Source organism: Shewanella schlegeliana (assembly GCF_016765635.1).
Lineage (GTDB): Bacteria > Pseudomonadota > Gammaproteobacteria > Enterobacterales > Shewanellaceae > Shewanella > Shewanella schlegeliana.
Window position 1 is genome coordinate 103,850 of sequence record NZ_JAESVD010000009.1, and the last position, 17,811, is coordinate 121,660.

Sequence of the window (17,811 nt, forward strand, 5' to 3'; positions counted from 1 at the left end):
GCTTACTTGCCCTTACTGACATATAGCCCTGAAAAGCTGGCACATAGCAGATCATTGCAATAGAGTTCGACCTCTAGCCGTACCTTTACACGACGGCCTAAGGACAATTTTGATAGATCGCAATCAGGCCAATTAACCTTAGCAATTGGCTGACTGTCGATGGGGGCGAGATAACGCACATTGGCGTCGGCCAAGACGATATCACCCTCTTGCTCGGCTAGCTTTTGCTGCAACCACAGCATTCCCCACCCCGTTAAGGTCATAAGCGTGTAAATACTGCCTGCAAACATGGTGTTATGCAGGTTTATATTAGGCTCAAGTGGAGCTGAAACCTCGAAAGTCTCACCATCAAATGCCAACGGCGCTATCTGCATAAACTCACTAACAGGTATGGTTTGATGCCAAGTCTGCTGCAGTTGCTGAAGTAAAATGTCATGGTTTGAGATTGTCATCGGCTTATCCAAAATAATCCGCTGCTTACCAGAAAAGCCCTAGACTTGCAGGTTAAAGGTCACTGGACCGTCGTTGACTAAGGAGACTTTCATGTCTGCGGCAAATTGACCAGTTTGGGTGTTAACCCCTTTGGATTTGCAAAAATCGACAAAAGCTTCATAGAGTTCGCGGGCTTGTTCTGGCGTGCCAGCACCGGAGAAACTCGGGCGCAAACCACGGCCCGTATCAGCAGCTAAAGTAAACTGCGATACCACTAACAGGCTGCCACCCGCCTGCTCAAGGTTCAGATTCATCTTGCCATTCTCATCGGAAAACACCCGGTAGCTCATCACCTTAGTGGCCAATTTTTGCATCTTCTCAATGTTATCCTCACGCTCAACACCGAGTAACACCAACAGGCCTTTATCTATCTCACCGATAGTCGCGCCATCAACGACAACTTTTGCTTCACTCACACGTTGAATTAGGGCAATCACGTACAACACTCTCCGATAAAAAAATAAATACTTAAAAAAAGGACCTAGGTCCTAGGACGCTGCGCTTTAAAACAAGGTACTAGGTTCTAGGACGCTTCGCTTCTAGGACGGGCTACGCCCTGCTAGGAACAGCAAAATTGATGGGCTAAAGCCCAACCTACAGAAGAGAGTATGCTTTATCGGCTTTGCCTTTCCTAGAACCTAGCTCTTTCTTAGCTTTTCCTAGCACCTAGGACCTTTCTTAGCTTTCCGATCTTTTCCGTAAGCGCAGCGGTCCGTAAGTGACGCTGTCACGTTCCCGAGGCCGCAGGCCGTTCGTCTTAGCTTTCCCTGCTTTCCGTCTTAGCCTTTCCTAGCACCTAGAATCTTTCTTTGCCTTTCCTAGAACCTTCTTTTAAATCGCCTGCATCACTGGAATTGGCTTAATCACGTCTTCTGAGCCTTTTGGTAGAGACTCACCAACTTGACGCAAACCTTCATCAATCCATAGGATGAAACGACGGATCTCTTCCATAGAAATCGTGTCGACAAAGGTTGCCGCACCTTGTACTTGGATCACCGCACCTTGGTCACGGATAACAAACTTGGCGAAATTTAGCTTTTGGTTCAAGGTGCCGATCATTAGTAGCATCTCTTTGCTACCCACATACTTAGGATGAATGGCGTAGAAGCGATTCATCATGATGCGATCGATACCATCAGGGTTGATACTCGGCTGCAAAATAAACTGGCTGTTATCAAAATTGACCGCCACCCCATTCGGTCCGGCGCGAGATGCCAAATAGCCCTTATTTAACAGTGCTTCTAGTAATTTAGTAGTGGCTTCTTCGTTAGATAAACCACCCAAATCCACACTATCAGGCGCTTTAGCAGCAACTTCTGCCTCAGCTGTTTTTTCAGTTGAAGCACAAGCCGTTAGCCCCATAGTTAAGCCCAGAGTTAAGCCTGCAACAATCAGTTTTTTCATAGCGTCTATATTTCCTTGTTTATTGTTTGGCCATTTCCTGTATGGCATCGATTACCGCTCTGGCCATCTTAACATCGGCTAAAGCATGATACCCACCTTTAATCTCTGTCACTTCGATCAACTGACTCGCCCTAGCTTTAAAGAAATTTTGCAATACTTTAAATGGACAGACCCAGTCCATCTCACCTTGCAGCACACGCGTTTGGCACTGAATCAAAGGTAATTGAACGATGAGTTTTTCAAATGCACCAAAGTACTCATTAGCTACATAATAAAGCTCTATGCTTGCTAGAGACTGACTGAAAGGCACATTGACCTCACCGAGCATACACCCGGGATAGGCTAAAGCCATCTCCCAACTGAGCCAACGCTCTGCTGCAGAGTGACGAACCTCTTGGCACTCATCTTCTAATCTGGAGCGGTAATCGGCGAATAACGCCTTTAAAGGTTGTGGGCTTTTACTGCCTTTAGTAAAGGTTGTATATTCCTCTTTAAACAAACGGGCAGCACCGCTATTACCGTAGAGCCATTCGATGCCAGTGGAATTGGGAACAAACAGCCCCCATAGCACTTGTGAGATCACCCGATTTGGGTAGCATGCCGAATATAACAGGGCCAAGGTGGCGCCAAATGAGCCCCCGGCCAACATCCATTGAGGAACGTTGAGCCAACAGCGAACTCGCTCGATATCGGCCAGCAAACTTGAAAGGTTATTATGCTTAAGCTCTCCACGAGGACGGGAGCGTCCAGCACCTCGCTGATCGAGTAAAATCACCTGATAAATAGACAGATCGAACAGCTTTAACTCTTCAACGCTACAGCCTGCGCCAGGCCCACCATGCAGGTACAGCAGAGGGATCCCCTCGGGATTACCATACAATGCCACATGCAACTGATGACCATCGCCAACATCGATCCAAGTTCGACGAACAGCTTTGGGCAGCGCATTAGGCATTAGCCCTGCCTGTCCCTATCGGCAGACTCGGCCTGTTTATCAGAGGCTGGCTCACTCGTTTGTTCACTCGTTCCCTCGAATTGGCTAGCACTCTGTTTTGGCTCCTGCTCCAACTCCTCAGCCTCGGCAGATACTTTTTCTCGGATCAGCTGACACTCGTGCAGGTACTCGGGCAATCCAGCAGTAATCTCAGCTCCCACCAGCACGATAACCCAAGACACATAAACCCACACAAATAAAATGGGTATTGTTGCTAGTGCGCCGTAAATAGCCTCGTAGCTAGGGAACTGAGTCACGTAGTATGCAAAGCCCTTCTTGCCCAGCTCAAACAACATGGCTGCGACTAGTGCGCCCAGTAGAGCGTGCAGAAACTTAACCTTTTTAACGGGCACCACCATATAAAGCAGTAGGAAAGCCGCGACAGAAAACAGCATAGGTAGGCGCTCTATCAGTATTGGCACCACCCCTGAGAGCTCTGAGGTATTGAACACCTTTAATGACACTATGTAAGATGTTGCGACTAAACTTGCCCCCACTAGCACTGGCCCTAAGGTCAGCACCATCCAGTACATGGAAAAAGAGACCGCAGCCTGGCGCTTCTCTTTAGTACGCCAGATACTATTTAGTGCCTTGTCGATAGCCGAGATCAGCAGCAGTGCCACCACCACTAAGGCGGCGATACCGACGCTGGTGCCCTTAGAGGCATTGGCGACAAATTCATTAATGTAGATCTGCACTGTATCACCGGCGGCCGGCAGAAAGTTATCGTAAACGAACGCCTCTAACTTTTCGCGAATGCCTGAAAAAACTGGAAACGCCGACAACATAGAAAACATCACCGCCACAATAGGCACCAGTGACAACAGGGTGACGTAGGCTAAGTGTCCAGCCTTGATATTGACTTGGTCCTCTTTAAAACGACTGAGTAGATGTAAGAAAAATGCCCAAATGCTCAGTAAAAAAGAACGAACCTGATTTATAACAATCTTATTTTTCACTTGTTACTCTTGATTCTGTTAAAGTTAGTCTTAATCTATTAGACGATAATACTCATTATCTTGGTACAATAAAGCTTATAACCTTCTCTTTACAAGCATAAGGATTGATTTGATGTCTCAACAAGGATCAGCAGGCAATGTTATTGCTGCAATCGCGAGCTTTTTCTTCCCTGGCCTTGGACAGCTTGTTCAAGGGCGTATTTTAGCGGCTTTGCTTTTCTGTGTTATTGCCGTGGTCGGTTATGCCCTGTGGTGGCTTATTGTTCCGGCGATCATTGGCGGTATTGCCCACCTGTGGAGCATTATCGACGCCGCTAAGTATCGTTCAGAGTAACTTTTGAATTTTCAGGGATAAAAGAAGATGAAAAAATTGATCACCACCGCCATTATTGGCACGAGTTTACTATTAGGTGGCTGTCAGAGCGCTTATTACGGTGCAATGGAGAAAGTGGGTTACCACAAGCGCGATATCATGGTCGATCGCGTCGAAGATGCTAAAGAATCACAAGAAGAAGCCCAAGAACAATTCAGCTCGGCGCTTGAAGAGATGCAAGCACTTCTCAACCATGATGGCGGCGATCTAGAGAGTGCCTATAACAAGGCCAAGGACGAATATGAATCGGCGCAAGATGCGGCCGACGATGTCACCAATCGTATCGATAAAGTTGAAGATGTTGCAGAGGCACTATTTGACGAATGGCAGACCGAGATAGGAGAAATCAGCAAGGCCAGCCTACGTCGTAACAGTGAATCTAAGCTCAAAGAGACTCGCCGCGCATATAACCAGCTAGTTAAAAGTATGCGCCGCGCCGAGAGTAAGATGGAGCCGGTACTCGTCGCAATGAAAGACAATATGCTGTACCTGAAGCATAACCTCAATGCTCAAGCCATTGGCGCGATCAAAGGTGAGTTTGCTAGCCTGCAGACTGATATCTCTGGTCTAATTAAAGAGATGAACAAGTCTATCGACGAGTCAAACAAGTTTATTGCCTCGCTAGAAGGTAAATAAACAACCGCTAAAGTGGGGTTCCTGAGCATCATAACTTGGGAACCTAACTTGTGAGCTAGCACATCATTTTCAACGCTATTCCCCTCATTTTTAGATCTCCTCCACAAGCTAAGCGCTCTAGCAGAACTAATCCTCAAACAAAGTTTCACAATAGTATCAATCCTATTTTTACTGACGCTATCTATGAGCTTTATCGAATCCTTAACTCTTGCCTTAGCGCTGACCTATAGCATCAGCCTGCTTTATTGGAGTGGCAAAAAGTGGGGGGCACTAATTACTGGGCTATTAGTTACAGGAGCCATTATTTCCAGCCTGTACTGGCCCCTAATCGCTGCCCTTGCCCTTGCCGTCATCATTATCGGCCTAGTTACCAAGTTTCAGCCTGAAGTCGCTCATGGCGATCTGAGAGCCAATCATCTTCGTGACGGCATACAGCATCTTCTGGCACTTTCAATACTATTGGTTGGTGTACAGTTTGCGGTGAATGCCGCGTTATTAAAATCAGGGATCACCCCATGGCTGATGCGCCCCGATGTCGGTGATGCCTTTCTGCCGATTGCTGGCGGCATCGAGATCAAGGCGATTCTCAGTTTAGGGATCTGGGATCAAAACCACCCTGCAGCAGCAGTCATGTTAACCGTGGTGTTATTAACAGGCCTACTGTGTAAGCGCGCCTTCTGCGGTTGGGCCTGCCCACTAGGGCTTGCTGGTGAATACCTATACAAACTCAGAAAGCGTTTTATCAAGCAGGAACTATTACCACCCGCTTGGATAGACTGGCCGCTACGCATGATCAAATATCTGCTGTTACTGGCCTTGTTATACATCATCATTGGCATGCCAACTCAGAGTATTCCCGGCTATTTAAACAGTAATTATCACAAGATAGCCGACCTTAAGATGGCACTGTTCTTTATTACTCCGGGGCTTGTAACCTTAATCTGTTTTGGCTTTATTCTTGGGCTTGCCGCCTGGCGCCGTCAAGGTTTCTGCCGCTACATCTGCCCTTATGGCGCGCTGCTTGGACTCGTCAGTTTCTTTAGCCCATTTAAGATCCGCCGTAACACTCAGCACTGCTTGATTGAAACCAAAGGGATGAACTGTGATAAGTGCAGCCGTGCCTGCCCGGCTAATATCGAGGTGCATAACCAAATCAACATTCGTTCGGACGAGTGCCAAGCCTGCATGCGCTGTGTATCGGCCTGCCCTAAGAAGGAAGCATTAAACTTTAGCACGCGCAACGGTTGGAAACTCTCTGCCCGCGGTCTCAGCATCATGCTGCTAATCATCATGTTCCTGCTACCGCTTATCGCTTATCTAGGCGGCTTCTGGCACAGCGAAACGCCTGTAGAAGCACGAATGTATTTGATTCAACATCTGGATAAGATTGGGCATTAACGGAAGGTGCTAGGAATAGAAGGTTATAGGAAAGCAGGGAAAGGCTAAGACGGTACAAGACGAACGGCCTGCGGCCTTACGGAACGCTGCGCTTACGGAAAAGATGGAAAAAGCCGGAAAGCTAAGCAACGGCAAAAGCGGTGCTTTTGGCTTTTGCTGTTCCTAGCAGGGCGTAGCCCGTCCTCGGAGCATAGCGTCCTAGGGACTAGCACCTTGTTTTAAAGCGCAGCGTTCTAGAACCTAATCCCTTGTGTGAAATCCAAATAAGCTAATGAATATTCCTCATTTTCATTGTGTTTAAATAATGTACTCAGGTTGATAAACTGCGTCAAAATAGGACATTAAAAGGGTCAACATGGAACTGTCGACACAAACACACTCTCAAGCAGCATCTACATCATCTTCAACAAACTCAACAAAGCGTAACGCCAACCTTGATGCCATTCGTGGCTTGGCGGTACTGGGCATTTTGTTTATCAATATCTACTCTTTTGGTAACGGTTTTTCCGGTTACGTAAACCACGCGGTAATCCCGTGGTATGACACGGCAATAGATATCTTCAATAGCTTTTTTATTGAAGCACGGTTTTTGAGTTTATTCGCGATACTTTTTGGCGCGGGGCTCGCTACTCAATCGGAGAAAATACTCAATTCAAACCAAGCTAACCAGATGAAGTCACGGCTTAAGTGGCTGATGTTATTCGGTGCTTTACATGCCACTTTCATTTGGTTTGGCGACATTTTGTTTGCCTATGGCGTCAGTGGCTTATTAACCCTTTGCTATATTTCACTGTCACAGCAAAAAATACTCCGCAAAGCCGGTCTATTTTGGGCCATAGGCTTAATCAGTTTAATTCTTATGACTGTATTTCTCTCTGAGCCTTTTCCGCTTCGAGAGAGCCCTGAAGCTGCGTTTCAATATCAACTGTGGACAGGCCCATATTTAAGCCAGTTAATTGAACAAGTTATTTTATTCTTAGCTATTGCCGTCACAACCCCTTTAACATCCATGTGGTTTGCCTCGGGACTGATGTTGTTAGGGGTATATCTGTATCGAGCAGGGGGATTTGAGCAAGGCTTTAACCGCAAGCAGTTGTTACGCTTAATCATTGCAGCATTAGTGTTTTCTGGCATAGATAGCTTTTGTAGCTTGTCTAGCTCTGAGCTATTGCAAAACCTCAGCCCGGCGATAGTGGTTTTCAGCGCGCTGCCCACTGCATTAATCTACATCCACATTGTGGTTAAACTATGCCAAAACCGAGCAAACTTCTTCAAACCATTGCAAAATGTTGGTCGCTTAGCCTTGAGCTTATACATTTTGCAATCAATCGTGATATCTCTACTATTTAGATACTTTGCTCCAACGCTGCTATTAGCCTTAGATAGGCCAGGCTATATGGCTATTGCTATTGGTTTTTCACTGATACAGCTGCTGATTGCTAGCCTGTACTTAAAGTATTTTAATCAAGGACCACTAGAGTGGCTATGGCGAGCACTGAGTAGCAGAAAAACGATAGAGCCGAGTAGCAAGCCTATTACTAGTAGCTAGATGTTAGCTCACTAAAGCTAACCGAGGATAGGTAATGGAAACGAGCAATGAAAGCCCCAAGCAGAATAAGGCCTTTGCTTGCATTTGGTTTGTTGCAGCATTGGCGTTAGTGGCCTTAGCGCTGCATTTCGCACTTAATGGTGGGTTACAGTTGGTGCCGAGTTGTCTTGGTCTTGCGGTGATACAGCTCTTTATCGCTCGGCAGAGACTGACTCAATATCAGCTTCCTGAGCAAGAGTTTAAAAAGTTAATACGTAAATCGGGACTTGTGGTAGTTCTAATGTCGAGCTTAGGCGTGGTTTTCTCTTCAAGAGTGAACTAATACTCCATTCTCGACAAACAACACCTAATAAGCAAAAGCCCTGAAGCTGTGGTAGCTACAGGGCTTTTTCATGTTCATCGATGAGCACATTTAGCTCAAGTTAGCACTAGTTAACTTTTTTAGCCTGCTGCTTAATCACTGGCGCAGCAATGGCTTCTTGAGCGCGGATTAATTGCAGCTCATAAGCGCCTTGGTTAAAGGTTTCGAGCAGCACGGCATCAACTGAGGCGTTGGTGCGCTCGAATGCGTCAACAGGGCTAAAACCCGCTTGCAAGTTAGCTAACATCAAGCCACTGATTAAGTCACCCACGCCCACAGGTTGCTTATCAAATTCATATAAAGGACGACAGATTAAGTAACTGCCGGTCTTGGTCACCAACAACATCTCAAACTGTTCTTGGCTAGTGGCAGCTTTAGCAAGGTGCTTCACCACTACCATCTCAAGGCCTTTTTCTAATAAGCACTCACACGCATTTATCACCTCGTCCAGATTATGCAGCTCTCTGTCTGTGAGTGTTTCCAGTTCTAACAGGTTAGGCGCGATAATGTCTGCTTCGGCTAAAGCTTGAGTTTTTAGAAACTCTTGCACGCCCGGCGCAACAATACAGCCCTTCTCTGGGTGACCCATCACAGGATCACAGAAGTAGATCGCCTGAGGATTGAGGGCTTTCATCTTTTTCACGGCAGCGACAATTTCACCACCTTGTTCAGCACTGCCTAGGTAGCCACTGAGGATGGCATCACAGGTTTGCAGTTTACCGATATTATCTAACCCTTGTACCAGCTCGGTGATCTGCCCCGCTGGCATGATCGTTCCCGTCCATCCTTGCACATACTGAGTATGGTTGGAGAACTGCACCGTGTTAATTGGCCACACCTCCATACCTAGGCGACGCATTGGGAATACGGCGCTACTGTTTCCTGCGCAGCCAAATACCACATGGGATTGAATGGATAAGATCCGCTTCATTGGTCACTACCTTTAATTTTATTAGCGATGTTAATAGAGGGCGCTCTATAGCGATTTGTTTATGGCTACTTGAGGTTTTCGAGGATTATACCAATTAGATTCATACCAATCAGTATAAAGTTCTGTTTGCTCGGCGAGAGATTATCGCTTTTGAAGTAAGACCATTAATTGCCGCTGCATTAGTGGCATTCACCACTTAACCAAAGGTGAGCTTAAGAGAGACGAAGGCATTAAAAAAGCCCTTAACGATTAATTAAGGGCTTTATATTCTCATAGCAATTTATACAAGTTATAAGTGATTAATGCTGAACTGAGTAGAAATTGACGCGATTCTTCCCTTCAACCCCATCCAATACCGCAAGCTGACCATTCACTAACGTGATTGCCTGTGGATTGTTAAGCTCGGCAATATTGCTTGCAGCGACAACGCTGTTGCTGGCCAAATCCATGGTCAGTACTTGCTGTGCAGAATGGCTTAGCAAGTAAGCTTTATCATCGATAATGCTAATACCTGTGACATTCGGGTAAGCCTGAGCGTCGATACTAATAATCGCTTCGCTGTTTAGCTCAAAGTCTTTACCGCTTAGGCGTGAAACGACGAAGTTATTACGCTTAGCGACTGGCAGAGTTACCATTAAGTACTCTTGGGTATTCGCATCCCAAGCAACGCTTGCCACGTAGTTGTACTTAGCACGAGCAGTGGAAAAACGGCTACGCTTAAGTTCGCGAACACCATCTGTACCTTCGATAAATCGTCCATAAGTATCGTCAAACTTAACGCTTGGGTCATACTCGACACGAACAAAACTCTTGTGGTCAGCCGTCACTAACACCGAGGTTTCACCATCAAAAGTCACACCTGCTAGGTTCGAAATTTCAGCAGAGAATGCCGCATCAATCTGCACTTTTGCCAAAATTGTTGTTAGCGTTTCATCTAAGAAGTACACCCAGTTATTACTGGTTACGACAGCAAACAGTTTGCTTTGAGGGTTATAGCTCATACCCGTTGCCAAACCGAAGATTTCTGCTGGTAGCTCAACACTGTTAAGTAGGTGAAGTTCTTCACTCGTCGCCACTTTGGTCGCATCATTTTGCGTCATAGTCGCAAAGTTAGGCTTCTCAATCGAGTAGGCTCCACGTGCAGACAACTTTGATAGCTCTGGCCAGTTAGCCGTTGACCAAATGGTTTTCTCTGAATCAAATGTCATACGAACTGGATCGCTTTGACCTATATATGGGAAGGGGCCCGTTTGCGTAAAGGCTTGAACAATGTTGAAAGCAATAATCACTAAGAACACATTTACAGTGACTTTGTTTAGCAAGCTCCATTCACTGCTATCGCTCTTCTCAACAAGCTTATCGCCTTGTAGCAGCATTAATACGCCGGCAAACAGTAAGATAATCGCAAAAACAACAATCACCCACACATAGGTGTGTACACCCAAAATAGCTGGGCCAAAGCCTTGGCCAATATCACGAAGAATATGTGCCGAGCTATGACGATAGCCTGCCCACAGACCATACACGGCAGTAATGATCAACGCGCCAATATACTTTGGCTTTAAGCCGTAACGCATAATGAAAATGGCTATCAGTGATACCAGCACCATAGCTGTACGCTCTTGCCAGCAAAGAATACATGGGGTGTCACCCATGCCAAAACCTAAAATGATACAAGCAATGCCAACAGGCAGAGCGATTAGCGCCAATGCCGCTAATGATACAATTCTATTTACTGTTAATTCATTCATCTTCGTGTTCTCACAAGTTACCGGCAGGTACTAACATGCCCCAAGTGGCGATCAACCAAATCCCCATACTCATTAAAATGCTCAGAGCTAAAAAAATATGCGCCAGCTTCTGCTTGTGAGGTTTAAAAGCAACCAAGAAGCAAGCAATAAAAATTAGGCAAAATAGTAGAAATTCCACGACGTTCTCCAATAGCGTTCACTAGAACTTAATTCAAAAATGCGCTTAGCAAGCCATATATCGGCTCAAAAATGTCTGCAGCATTCGCTGCAATTCTTTGTAGGTTTGCAGTGCAAGTTACTAAAGCGCAGACTAAATTACGGTAAATTGAATTATAAAAATGTGTCGTAACCGCCATACCTCAAAATGAGTATTAGCGTATTCTTATTTTTGCCAACTAGCTTCATTTATCGCTGAATTAGTGAGATTTAACGCTCTGCATCTCATCAAGCCCCCGCTATATTCACACTCCACAACAAGTTGTGAGCCAGAGTTAAAAGCACTGATTAATGTGATTCAAAACAGCAGATTAAATGTTCTCAATACTAGTAGACTGTTACCAAGGATGAGCTAAATACGAGTTTGTGTAGCGTCAAGATAACGCTTAATAGAGAGGCAAATGCCATGAACAAGGTGCAGCTTGAGTCGTTAAGATTAACGCTTGCTAGAACAGCCGAAAAATCTTCAATAGTGGCGATAAATGAGTGAGCCATATTCGAATAGCTTCATAAAAAAGTCGGTGCTTTAGCACTTAAGATTTGAGGTTTAACAAAAAAGCCCTGAACACTTTCATGTTCAGGGCTTTCAAATACTTAACCCGGTTACAGGTTGAAGCTAAACGCGGTCATTACTTACGGTTATGACGCTTACGTTCGTTTTCAGTCAAGTAACGCTTACGAACACGAATGCTCTGTGGAGTTACTTCTACTAATTCGTCATCATCGATGAACTCAAGAGCTTGTTCTAGAGTCATTTCGATATGCGGAGTTAGTACCTGAGCTTCGTCAGTACCAGATGCACGCATGTTAGTTAGCTGCTTACCTTTCAAACAGTTAACTGTAAGGTCGTTAGCACGTGCGTGAAGACCAACAACTTGACCTTCGTATACTTCTGCAGCGTGAGTAATAAACAGACGACCACGCTCTTGTAGACCGAATAGTGCGAATGTTAGTGCTTTACCAGTAGCGTTAGAGATCAATACACCACGTGCACGTTGACCAATATCGCCGCCTTTCAATGGACCGTAGTGGTCGAATGAATGGTAAATTAGACCAGTACCAGAAGTCGCTGTCATGAATTCAGTTTGGAAACCGATTAGACCACGGCTAGGGATAACGAAGTCGATACGTACACGACCCTTACCGTCTAACTGCATGTCCTTCATGTCACCCTTACGAGTACCAAGCTTCTCGATCACTGCACCTTGATGTTCTTCTTGAACGTCAACGGTTAGTGTTTCGAATGGCTCACACATCTCGCCATCGATCTCTTTCATGATAACTTCTGGACGAGAAACGGCTAACTCGTAACCTTCACGACGCATGTTTTCAATCAAGATAGATAGGTGAAGTTCACCACGGCCTGATACGCGGAAACGATCTGGGCTGTCAGTCTCTTCAACGCGAAGTGCTACGTTGTGTACTAGTTCCTGCTCAAGACGCTCAAGGATGTTACGTGAAGTCACGTACTTACCTTCTTTACCAGCAAACGGAGAAGTGTTTACTTGGAAAGTCATTGTTAGTGTTGGTTCATCAACAGACAATGGAGGTAATGCTTCTACAGTTGTAGTTGCACAAACAGTGTCAGAAATCTTTAGCTGACCAAGACCTGTAATCGCAACGATGTCACCAGCGTTAGCATCAGTTACTTCGTGACGCTCTAGACCCATGTAACCTAATACTTGGCCTACTTTACCGTTACGCTTGTTACCTTCAGCATCAATCACTGTTACTTGCTGGTTAGTCTTAACGCTACCGCGCTTAATACGACCAACACCGATAACACCTACGTATGAGTTGTAATCCAGCTGCGAAATCTGCATCTGGAAATCACCTTCAGCGTCAGCATCTGGTGAAGAAACTTTTTCAACGATCGTTTCGAATAGCGGTGTCATATCTTCGCTAACTTCGTCTGGATCTAATGAAGCAAAACCGTTTAGTGCAGAAGCATAAACGATTGGGAAGTCTAGCTGCTCATCAGTAGCGCCTAAGTTGTCAAACAAGTCAAATACTTGGTCGATAACCCAATCTGGACGCGCGCCTGGACGGTCAATCTTGTTAATAACAACGATTGGCTTTAGGCCTTGAGCGAAAGCTTTCTTAGTCACGAAGCGAGTCTGTGGCATTGGACCATCTACTGCGTCAACTAGTAGTAATACTGAGTCAACCATAGATAGAACACGCTCTACCTCACCACCGAAATCGGCGTGACCTGGGGTATCAACGATGTTGATACGGTAATCGTTCCACTTGATGGCAGTGTTCTTGGCCAGAATCGTGATACCACGTTCCTTTTCAAGATCATTTGAATCCATCACCCGCTCAGTGGCTTCTCCTCGAGACTCAAGGGTTCCTGACTGCGCCAGCATCTTATCAACCAAGGTAGTCTTACCATGGTCAACGTGTGCAATAATGGCGATGTTACGTAAATTCTCTAACACGGCTAAACCTCTTACCATCGGTATATAAATAGGGGGGGATTTGCAACTCACTAAAGCCAGTTTAGTATAGTAGTTGCAATAAAAAGCGTGACATTCTACTCTAGCTCGGCGCTATCTCACAGGATTATTTTTAACCAATCGTTAAAAATAACTCTTTCGCATTCATTTTTTTCGTCTTAACGTCCGCTTTTTATACACTTTTTTATAGTTTTCGAAATAAAGCGATTAGAGTCCGACTAAATAATAAACAACGTTTTTTATTGGAACTTTTGCGTTTCCCTAGCTAAATTGCACTGCTTTTCCCTCCGAAACGACTCAAAAAACTCACTGTCTTTAATCTGAATAACACTTATCGAGTATTTGATGCTAATTCCTTGAGTTAGCTCCTATAAAAAAACTAATAGCTTAGTTAATGTGTATCAGTTGTAAGTGAGACGAACGTAAATCAGCTAAGGTCAGGCTGGCATTGCACAACAATGGCGCGTGCACCACATAGATCCACTGAGCGCACCAAAATAGTGCAATAGCAACACCCCCAACCTAGCACACAAACAACTTATTATTACTATTCAGTAGGTTACATTGTTGGCACGAGTCTCGCTATATGAATACCAGAATCGCGTTAAGCGTAAAATATTAAAGATAAAACCAAGGGATAATCCTTTACCCTACTCGGAGACTCTAGAATGTCAGCAGAATCAGTTTTAAAACAACTAGTAGAATTAGAAGTTAAGTTCGTTGATTTGCGCTTTACCGATACTCGCGGTAAAGAGCAGCACGTTACAATTCCAACTCACCAAGTTGATGCTGACTTCTTTGAAGACGGTAAAATGTTTGACGGTTCTTCAATCTCTGGCTGGAAAGGCATTAACGAATCAGACATGGTATTGATGCCTGATCCTGCAAGTTTCGTACTAGACCCTTTCACCGCTGAAACAACAGCGAACATTCGTTGTGACATCCTAAACCCTGGCACAATGACAGGTTACAACCGTGACCCTCGCTCAATCGCAAAGAAAGCGGAAAATTACCTACGCTCTACTGGTATTGCTGACACAGTATTAGTCGGTCCAGAGCCAGAATTCTTCCTATTTGACGATGTGAAATATGGCGCAGACATGTCAGGTTGTTTCTACAAAGTTGATGCAGAAGAAGCTTCTTGGAACTCAGGTACTAGCTATGAAGATGGCAACACTGGTCACCGTCCAGGTGTTAAAGGTGGTTACTTCCCAGTCGCTCCTGTTGACTCTTCGCAAGATATCCGTAGTGCAATGTGTTTAGTACTTGAAGAGATGGGTCAAGTTGTTGAAGCGCATCACCACGAAGTGGCAACTGCGGGTCAGAACGAGATCGCAACTCGCTTTAACACCCTAACACTGAAAGCCGATGAAGTTCAGGTACTTAAGTATGTTGTTCATAACGTTGCTCACGCATACGGTAAGACAGCGACATTTATGCCTAAGCCAATCGTTGGCGACAACGGTAGCGGCATGCACGTACATATGTCACTAGCTAAAGATGGTACTAACCTATTTGCTGGTGATAAGTACGGCGGATTAAGCGAAGCGGCATTATTCTTCATCGGTGGTGTAATTAAGCATGCTCGCGCAGTCAATGCATTCTCTAACCCATCAACAAACTCATACAAGCGTTTGGTTCCACACTTCGAAGCGCCAGTAATGCTTGCTTACTCAGCGGCTAACCGCTCTGCATCTATCCGTATCCCAGTGGTACCAAGTGCAAAGGCACGTCGTATCGAGCTACGTTTCGGTGACCCAGTGGCTAACCCATACTTGGCGTTCTCTGCAATGCTAATGGCGGGCCTTGACGGTATTCAAAACAAGATCCACCCAGGTGAAGCGATGGATAAAGATCTATACGATCTTCCAGCTGAAGAAGCAGCTGAAATCCCAACAGTTGCAACGTCACTAGAAAATGCACTTGAGTGCCTAGATGCTGACCGTGAGTTCCTAACTCGTGGTGATGTATTCTGTAATGACTTTATCGATTCATACATCAAACTTAAGTCTGCAGACGTTGAGCGTATCAACCAAACAACTCACCCAGTAGAATTCGAGCTTTACTACAGCTTGTAATCCTTTGAGTTGACTCGCTGACCAGAATGATTGGTTAGCATTAAAGCCCTAAACAGCAATGTTTGGGGCTTTTTTATTGCCCAATACTGATAGGTATCATATCCAATCAATACTTTTCCAAACCTCAACATCGAATGCATCAACTTCCCACGCTACAAATAAAATCAGTAATTACAATCAATTAAGATATGACATGTTAAGTGTCATATGCCCTTTTTACGCCTGTCACATCCATGACGCCGTCACCGAACAAAATTTATGCTGAACTTGCTCTCATCAAACACTGCTGTCAACATAGCAAGGAGCAAGTATGGAACACTCAAGCACTCGACACGAAATGGACAGTCAAATGGATAGCGTGACAATTACTAATGGCTATTGGTATTACTTCAATGATCAAGATGTACGCATCACCGCTCATGGCTCAGGTTATTCAGGCAAGGAAACCATTTACGTCAATGATGAAGTAGTCAGTGATAAACGTAATTTGGTAAAGATGAACAGCTGTCATAAATTTTGCCATTTGGGCAATGACTATGAAGTGAGATTTAAAGTCACCAGCCTAATGAAGGCCACGGTTGAATGTAGCCTGTATCGCAACAACCAACATCTGGCGACCGAAACCAAAGCCTTTCTCAGCAAGGAGAATCAATCCGTAAAAAAGCAGATATTTATGTGTTTTCTAGCGGGTCTAGTTTTTGGTGGTTTGTTTGTTTTATTTATGGAATCTTTTTCAGGATAAGCACATACATGTCACCACTTTCTAAAGGAGCTAGCGGAGTCAAATATGGAAATTAACCCCATCACGGTCAAAACATTACGGCAAGAAAAAGGCTGGACCCAACAGCACTTAGCCGATGCTTGTGCCATTAGCTTACGTACCGTGCAACGAGTGGAAAAGGAAGGCAGCGCCTCTAACGATACCCTCTTGGGGTTATGCGCTGTGTTTGAAATAGAGCAAAAGAAACTTTTAGTAATCCCAAAACCCACCCACGATCAGATGCAAAAAGTCTCTTTTTACGGCCAATGGTTATTACTGGCTTTAGCAACCTTAATTGGTGGCTGTATTGGCGCTTCTATTATGTATCTTGTGTTGGGCTAATTTTCGTTAGTCAATGCGCGTCTTATCCAAACGCCTTGCAGCTATTCAAAAGTATGCACTGCAACGCGACCATCATCCCCCGCTGCCACTAAGGTATTGCCCTCTATCGCTAAGGTAAAAAATCCCTGAGACTCACCATTGATCAACAAGGGGTGCCAGCTATAACCATGGTCGTGGGAAATATCGGTCGATAGCTTACCTGTTGCGATACAGGTTTCCTCATGACACACCATAGCCGTACGTAGGCCTGGGGTGGTACCGGGGGCTTTATGCCACACATAACCTCTTCTGTAGACCAGGTTAGCATCATGCTTATCACGCTGCTGATAATCACCACCCAACACAAACAGATCACCTAAGGCATTAAATGCTAAGGCGTAACCACCAGCTGTTTGGGTGTCATCATAAAGAGCAACTGGACGCCGACGCCAGTGACTCCCCGAATCAGCGCTACTATAGGCAGAGCTGCTATAGCCACCAGAGGTAAACCAAGCCCTGCCGCGCTTACCCACAATTAAGGTATTGCCACTAGCGGCAAAGGCGACCTCTTTATCTAACAGAGTAGGCAGAGCATCTTTAGCGATGCGCTGCCACGTTTTGCCGCCATCGGCCGTACGCAAAATGACATAACAACCACCAACAGGGTCGCCGAGCAGTAAACCGTTATTGCGATCCCAAAAGGCAATTGAGTTGAAGAAGCCCAGTTCATCGGGATTATCAAACAGAAGCCGCCAACTTAAGCCCTGATTCTCGGTAATATACAGCTTAGATAAACCGCCTTGACCTGCCCCCATCACTATCGCCGTGTTGGCATCGAACACTTCAATGTCACGAAAGTCTGTTAACGGCTCACCTTTAACCGATATATCTAACCAGCTGTTACCACCGTCTTTGGAGATATAGACACGATTATCACTCCCCGTAACCCAAGCCACCCCATCCAGCACCGCGCTGCCCCTAAATGCAGTACTGGGTGTAAGCTTTTGAATATTCCAATCCATGGCTGCTGCACTAAAACAACACAGGCCGAGTAACAGCATGAATGTCTTCATAAAATCCCTTAAAAAAATGCTCCGTAACTACCACTATCGACCAATAAGCCTTGATA

At 45.2% G+C, this 17,811-nt stretch carries 17 protein-coding genes; 8 read left to right on the forward strand and 9 right to left on the reverse strand.

Translation table 11 applies throughout. The features are described from left to right. Nucleotides 1–2 precede the first annotated feature (2 nt). From JMA39_RS15590 to JMA39_RS15610, 5 genes are all read right to left on the reverse strand, one after another. A complete protein-coding gene (locus JMA39_RS15590) occupies nucleotides 3–452 on the reverse strand; it encodes a thioesterase domain-containing protein (RefSeq protein WP_202722778.1) in 450 nt (149 codons plus the stop codon). A 39-nt stretch (nucleotides 453–491) separates the two neighbouring features. Beyond that, nucleotides 492–929, reverse strand: a complete 438-nt coding sequence (gene dtd / locus JMA39_RS15595) for a D-aminoacyl-tRNA deacylase (RefSeq protein WP_202722779.1) — start codon at nucleotides 927–929, stop codon at nucleotides 492–494. Nucleotides 930–1,323: 394 nt separating this feature from the next. Next, entirely contained in the window at nucleotides 1,324–1,896 is a 573-nt protein-coding gene (locus JMA39_RS15600) for a M14 family metallopeptidase (protein WP_202722780.1), read from the reverse strand. Between the two features lie 19 nt (nucleotides 1,897–1,915). Further along, nucleotides 1,916–2,851: an alpha/beta fold hydrolase gene (locus tag JMA39_RS15605; RefSeq protein ID WP_202722781.1), complete on the reverse strand. Its 936-nt coding sequence runs from the start codon at nucleotides 2,849–2,851 to the stop codon at nucleotides 1,916–1,918. Further along, the gene (locus JMA39_RS15610; protein WP_202722782.1) at nucleotides 2,851–3,849 is read right to left on the reverse strand and encodes a virulence factor BrkB family protein; all 999 of its coding nucleotides are present in this window, start codon (nucleotides 3,847–3,849) and stop codon (nucleotides 2,851–2,853) included. The genes JMA39_RS15605 and JMA39_RS15610 overlap by 1 nt, the downstream gene beginning before the upstream one ends. A gap of 112 nt (nucleotides 3,850–3,961) precedes the next feature. On the opposite strand from JMA39_RS15610, the gene JMA39_RS15615 reads away from it, so the two are divergent. The 5 genes from JMA39_RS15615 (at nucleotide 3,962) to JMA39_RS15635 (ending at nucleotide 8,127) form a co-directional block, all read left to right on the forward strand. Further along, complete coding sequence (locus JMA39_RS15615; RefSeq protein ID WP_202722783.1) at nucleotides 3,962–4,183, forward strand: hypothetical protein; 222 nt, start codon at nucleotides 3,962–3,964, stop codon at nucleotides 4,181–4,183. Nucleotides 4,184–4,210: 27 nt separating this feature from the next. Next, a complete protein-coding gene (locus JMA39_RS15620) occupies nucleotides 4,211–4,858 on the forward strand; it encodes a DUF2959 domain-containing protein (protein WP_202722784.1) in 648 nt (215 codons plus the stop codon). 183 nt (nucleotides 4,859–5,041) lie between these two features. Beyond that, complete coding sequence (locus JMA39_RS15625; RefSeq protein ID WP_202722785.1) at nucleotides 5,042–6,256, forward strand: 4Fe-4S binding protein; 1,215 nt, start codon at nucleotides 5,042–5,044, stop codon at nucleotides 6,254–6,256. Nucleotides 6,257–6,611: 355 nt separating this feature from the next. Further along, complete coding sequence (locus JMA39_RS15630) at nucleotides 6,612–7,805, forward strand: DUF418 domain-containing protein (RefSeq protein WP_202722786.1); 1,194 nt, start codon at nucleotides 6,612–6,614, stop codon at nucleotides 7,803–7,805. A gap of 34 nt (nucleotides 7,806–7,839) precedes the next feature. Beyond that, nucleotides 7,840–8,127: a hypothetical protein gene (locus JMA39_RS15635; RefSeq protein ID WP_202722787.1), complete on the forward strand. Its 288-nt coding sequence runs from the start codon at nucleotides 7,840–7,842 to the stop codon at nucleotides 8,125–8,127. A gap of 106 nt (nucleotides 8,128–8,233) precedes the next feature. On the opposite strand, the gene pdxY is transcribed toward JMA39_RS15635, so the two are convergent. From pdxY to typA, 3 genes are all read right to left on the reverse strand, one after another. Beyond that, nucleotides 8,234–9,097, reverse strand: coding sequence for a pyridoxal kinase PdxY (gene pdxY, locus JMA39_RS15640; RefSeq protein WP_202722788.1), 864 nt, complete (start codon nucleotides 9,095–9,097; stop codon nucleotides 8,234–8,236). A gap of 299 nt (nucleotides 9,098–9,396) precedes the next feature. Next, a complete protein-coding gene (locus JMA39_RS15645; RefSeq protein WP_202722789.1) occupies nucleotides 9,397–10,848 on the reverse strand; it encodes a disulfide bond formation protein B in 1,452 nt (483 codons plus the stop codon). A gap of 845 nt (nucleotides 10,849–11,693) precedes the next feature. Continuing rightward, nucleotides 11,694–13,505 carry a translational GTPase TypA gene (typA, locus tag JMA39_RS15650; RefSeq protein WP_202722790.1) on the reverse strand — a complete coding sequence of 604 codons (1,812 nt, stop codon included), beginning with the start codon at nucleotides 13,503–13,505 and terminating at the stop codon, nucleotides 11,694–11,696. A gap of 686 nt (nucleotides 13,506–14,191) precedes the next feature. On the opposite strand from typA, the gene glnA reads away from it, so the two are divergent. From glnA to JMA39_RS15665, 3 genes are all read left to right on the forward strand, one after another. Continuing rightward, nucleotides 14,192–15,601, forward strand: a complete 1,410-nt coding sequence (gene glnA, locus JMA39_RS15655; RefSeq protein WP_202722791.1) for a glutamate--ammonia ligase — start codon at nucleotides 14,192–14,194, stop codon at nucleotides 15,599–15,601. A 310-nt stretch (nucleotides 15,602–15,911) separates the two neighbouring features. Next, nucleotides 15,912–16,343 carry a hypothetical protein gene (locus JMA39_RS15660; RefSeq protein WP_237732857.1) on the forward strand — a complete coding sequence of 144 codons (432 nt, stop codon included), beginning with the start codon at nucleotides 15,912–15,914 and terminating at the stop codon, nucleotides 16,341–16,343. Nucleotides 16,344–16,388: 45 nt separating this feature from the next. After that, nucleotides 16,389–16,703 carry a helix-turn-helix domain-containing protein gene (locus JMA39_RS15665; protein ID WP_202722792.1) on the forward strand — a complete coding sequence of 105 codons (315 nt, stop codon included), beginning with the start codon at nucleotides 16,389–16,391 and terminating at the stop codon, nucleotides 16,701–16,703. A gap of 41 nt (nucleotides 16,704–16,744) precedes the next feature. Here JMA39_RS15665 and JMA39_RS15670 read toward each other — a convergent pair whose 3' ends face one another. Next, nucleotides 16,745–17,755: a WD40/YVTN/BNR-like repeat-containing protein gene (locus JMA39_RS15670; RefSeq protein WP_202722793.1), complete on the reverse strand. Its 1,011-nt coding sequence runs from the start codon at nucleotides 17,753–17,755 to the stop codon at nucleotides 16,745–16,747. Nucleotides 17,756–17,811 lie beyond the last annotated feature (56 nt).

Coding starts and splice junctions, on each gene's coding strand:
- JMA39_RS15590 (WP_202722778.1), bottom strand. CDS start 452: ATGACAATCTCAAACCATGACATTTTACTTCAGCAACTGCAGCAGACT.
- JMA39_RS15600 (WP_202722780.1), bottom strand. CDS start 1,896: ATGAAAAAACTGATTGTTGCAGGCTTAACTCTGGGCTTAACTATGGGG.
- JMA39_RS15605 (WP_202722781.1), bottom strand. CDS start 2,851: ATGCCTAATGCGCTGCCCAAAGCTGTTCGTCGAACTTGGATCGATGTT.
- JMA39_RS15615 (WP_202722783.1), top strand. CDS start 3,962: ATGTCTCAACAAGGATCAGCAGGCAATGTTATTGCTGCAATCGCGAGC.
- JMA39_RS15620 (WP_202722784.1), top strand. CDS start 4,211: ATGAAAAAATTGATCACCACCGCCATTATTGGCACGAGTTTACTATTA.
- JMA39_RS15625 (WP_202722785.1), top strand. CDS start 5,042: ATGAGCTTTATCGAATCCTTAACTCTTGCCTTAGCGCTGACCTATAGC.
- JMA39_RS15630 (WP_202722786.1), top strand. CDS start 6,612: ATGGAACTGTCGACACAAACACACTCTCAAGCAGCATCTACATCATCT.
- JMA39_RS15635 (WP_202722787.1), top strand. CDS start 7,840: ATGGAAACGAGCAATGAAAGCCCCAAGCAGAATAAGGCCTTTGCTTGC.
- pdxY (WP_202722788.1), bottom strand. CDS start 9,097: ATGAAGCGGATCTTATCCATTCAATCCCATGTGGTATTTGGCTGCGCA.
- JMA39_RS15645 (WP_202722789.1), bottom strand. CDS start 10,848: ATGAATGAATTAACAGTAAATAGAATTGTATCATTAGCGGCATTGGCG.
- glnA (WP_202722791.1), top strand. CDS start 14,192: ATGTCAGCAGAATCAGTTTTAAAACAACTAGTAGAATTAGAAGTTAAG.
- JMA39_RS15660 (WP_237732857.1), top strand. CDS start 15,912: ATGGAACACTCAAGCACTCGACACGAAATGGACAGTCAAATGGATAGC.
- JMA39_RS15665 (WP_202722792.1), top strand. CDS start 16,389: ATGGAAATTAACCCCATCACGGTCAAAACATTACGGCAAGAAAAAGGC.
- JMA39_RS15670 (WP_202722793.1), bottom strand. CDS start 17,755: ATGAAGACATTCATGCTGTTACTCGGCCTGTGTTGTTTTAGTGCAGCA.